We start from the raw sequence: 2734 nt of genomic DNA on the forward strand, positions 1-2734 counted from the left end.
CGCGCCGGCCGCGGCGAGCGCCACCGCGGCGCTCGCCGCGCCGGCGTGCGCGAGGGCCTGCACCGGCAGCACCCGCACCTGCCCGTGGCGGTCGACGAGCCGCGCCGCGCAGGGGGCGAGCATGGCCTCGGCCACCGCGAACGCGGCGGTGGCGCTCGCGGCGGGACCGTAGGAGCCGGTGGCGGCGTGCACCAGCCACAGCAGCCCCAGGACGGTCATGGCGGTACCGGTGCGGCCGGCGGAGGCGGTGAGGAAGGCCGCGGCCGCGCCGGGCAGGCGCAGCAGCGACAGGGGTCCGGTCGGGGCAGCCGACACGGGGTTCCGTTCCGCTGCCCGGTCGGGCGGGACCCGTGGTGGTCCCTGCCAGAGCCGTCCACTCGCTCCGCGGGCAGGTGCTGAGGAGGTGCGTGCACGGCGAGCCTAGGGCGTGGTCGCCGACCGCGGCCACCGCCGGGCCCACCACCGGCACCGCCACCGGCACCGGCACCGCCACCGGCACCGCCACCGGCACCGCCACCGGCACCGGCACGTCGTCCCCCGTGCCCCGCCCGTTCGGGCCCACGAGGTGACACGCCGCGACCGGATCCAGCAGGATGAGTCGACGGACGTTGCCGCGACCCGGAGGACACCCGCATGGAGATCGCCGCCGACACGCTGCAGAAGGCCCTGCGGATCAACCTCGACCCCCGCTGGTACGGGACCATCGCCGAGATCGGTGCGGGCCAGGAGGTGGCGCGCTGGTTCTTCCGCGCCGGCGGTGCCGCCGGCACCGTGGCGAAGTCGATGTCGGCCTACGACATGGCCGTCAGCGACGCCGTGTACGGCAAGTCCGACCGCTACGTGTCCCTCGGGCGCCTGCAGGCGATGCTGCAGCACGAGCTGTCCCTCAACGTCGAGCGCCTCAGCGAGGCGCGCGGCGACGACACCTGCTTCTTCGCCTTCGCCGACACCGTCGTGGCCCGCAGCTACCGCGGCGGCAACGAGTGCCACGGGTGGATGGGCGTGCGGTTCCAGGCCCACCCCAACGACGAGCCCAGCCAGATCGTGCTGCACGTGCGGATGCTCGACGACGACGCGAGCCTGCAGCAGGAGGCCCTGGGCATCGTCGGGGTCAACCTGCTGCACGCGGCGTTCTTCGAGCGCCACGAGCCGGACCAGGTCGTGGCCAGCCTGCTGGACCGGCTGTCCACCGGGCGCATCGAGATCGACGTCATCCAGTTCCGCGGCATCGAGTTCCGCCACGTCGACAACCGGGTGATGGCGCTGCAGCTGGTGCAGCTGGGCCTGTCCGGCGTGGCGATGTTCGGCCCCGACGGGGAGGTGCTGCAGCCCTCCGAGGCGCTGCGCAAGCACGCCGTCCTCGTCGAGCGCGGCAGCTTCCGCCCCCCGACGGTCGTCAACATCGACATGCTCACCTCCGCCGAGGAGAAGTTCGCGCAGGACGGCGCCGGGGACGCCCCGATCCTGGCCCTGACCGAGCTCACGATGCGGAACCTGCGCGCGGCCGGCGACAAGGTCGACCGCCGCGACTTCCTGGCCCGCGCGGACCTGCTCGGGGCGTGCGGCATGACGACGGTCATCACGGACTTCTACGAGTACAACCGCCTCGCCGAGTACCTGCAGCGGCGCACCCGGGAGCGCATCGGCATCGTCATGGGCGTGCCGAGCCTGGTGAACCTCTTCGACGAGGGCAACCACTCGCACATGCAGGGCGGGATCCTGGAGAGCTTCGGCAGGCTGTTCAAGAACGACCTGAAGCTGTTCGTCTACCCCATGCAGGACCAGGAGACCGGCGCCACGGTCACCGTGGAGGACCTGCAGGTCGCACCCGACCTGCAGCCGCTGTTCGACTACCTCGCCCGCCGCGGCAGCTTCGTGGACCTGGACAACTACCGGCCCGAGTACCTGCCGATCCTGAGCCGCGACGTGCTGCGCCGCATCGCGGCCGGCGACGACAGCTGGGAGTCCATGGTCCCCGAGGAGGTCGCGTCGACGATCATCAAGCGGGGCTTCTTCGGGTACAAGCGGCGCGAGGACTGAGCGGGGACGCGGACGCCCGGCCGGGGTCGTCCCGGCCGGGCGTCCGATCCTCGCGCGGTGCTCGGCGCGCGGTGCTCAGTGGGCGGCGGGCCCGTCCCCGACCGGCACCGTGACGGGCAGGTCCTCCTTGGAGGTGCCCTCGAAGGTGAACTTCTCCTCCACGCCCTCGCCCGCGGTGTCCACCGAGACGATCTGGCCCGCACGCAGCTCGCCGAAGAGGATCTTCTCCGAGAGCACGTCCTCGATCTCGCGCTGGATCGTGCGGCGCAGCGGCCGCGCACCCATCGTGGGGTCGTAGCCCTTGCTCGCCAGCAGGCGCTTGGCGGACGGGGAGAGCTCGATGCCCATGTCCCGGTCGTGCAGCCGGGCGTCCAGGCGCACCAGGAACAGGTCGACGATCTGGACGATCTCGTCCTGCGTCAGCTGCGGGAAGACGACCGTGTCGTCGACGCGGTTGAGGAACTCCGGCCGGAAGTGCTGCTTGAGCTCGTCGTTGACCTTCGCCTTCATCCGCTCGTAGTTCGTCTGCGTGGTCTGCGAGCCCGCCGCGAAGCCCAGACCACTGGCCTTGGAGATGTCCCGCGTCCCCAGGTTCGTCGTCATGATGATCACGGTGTTCTTGAAGTCCACCATCCGGCCCTGGGAGTCGGTCAGCCGCCCGTCCTCCAGGATCTGCAGCAGCGAGTTGAAGATG

General features: G+C 71.7%; 3 protein-coding genes and 1 pseudogene. 2 read left to right on the forward strand and 2 right to left on the reverse strand.

Going from position 1 to position 2734, the window contains the following annotated elements:
* Positions 1–315 (reverse strand): annotated as a pseudogene (locus tag GTQ99_RS21875) (MFS transporter); the annotation flags it as partial.
* A gap of 92 nt (positions 316–407) precedes the next feature.
* On the opposite strand from GTQ99_RS21875, the gene GTQ99_RS21880 reads away from it, so the two are divergent.
* Together GTQ99_RS21880 and GTQ99_RS21885 are read left to right on the forward strand one after the other, a co-directional pair.
* Complete coding sequence (locus GTQ99_RS21880) at positions 408–569, forward strand: hypothetical protein (RefSeq protein ID WP_166617800.1); 162 nt, start codon at positions 408–410, stop codon at positions 567–569.
* Positions 570–633: 64 nt separating this feature from the next.
* On the forward strand, positions 634–2040 hold the full coding sequence (locus GTQ99_RS21885; RefSeq protein ID WP_166617801.1) for a nucleotidyl transferase family protein: 1407 nt from the start codon (positions 634–636) through the stop codon (positions 2038–2040).
* A gap of 75 nt (positions 2041–2115) precedes the next feature.
* Here the strand turns inward: GTQ99_RS21885 and GTQ99_RS21890 are convergent.
* Positions 2116–2734: AAA family ATPase (locus GTQ99_RS21890; RefSeq protein WP_166617802.1), on the reverse strand; the 619-nt coding region annotated here is incomplete at its 5' end.

The organism is Kineococcus vitellinus (assembly GCF_009906315.1).
GTDB lineage: Bacteria > Actinomycetota > Actinomycetes > Actinomycetales > Kineococcaceae > Kineococcus > Kineococcus vitellinus.

What these genes read in the sequence shown, in the direction of transcription:
- GTQ99_RS21885 (WP_166617801.1), top strand. Translation starts at nt 634, where the DNA reads ATGGAGATCGCCGCCGACACGCTGCAGAAGGCCCTGCGGATCAACCTC.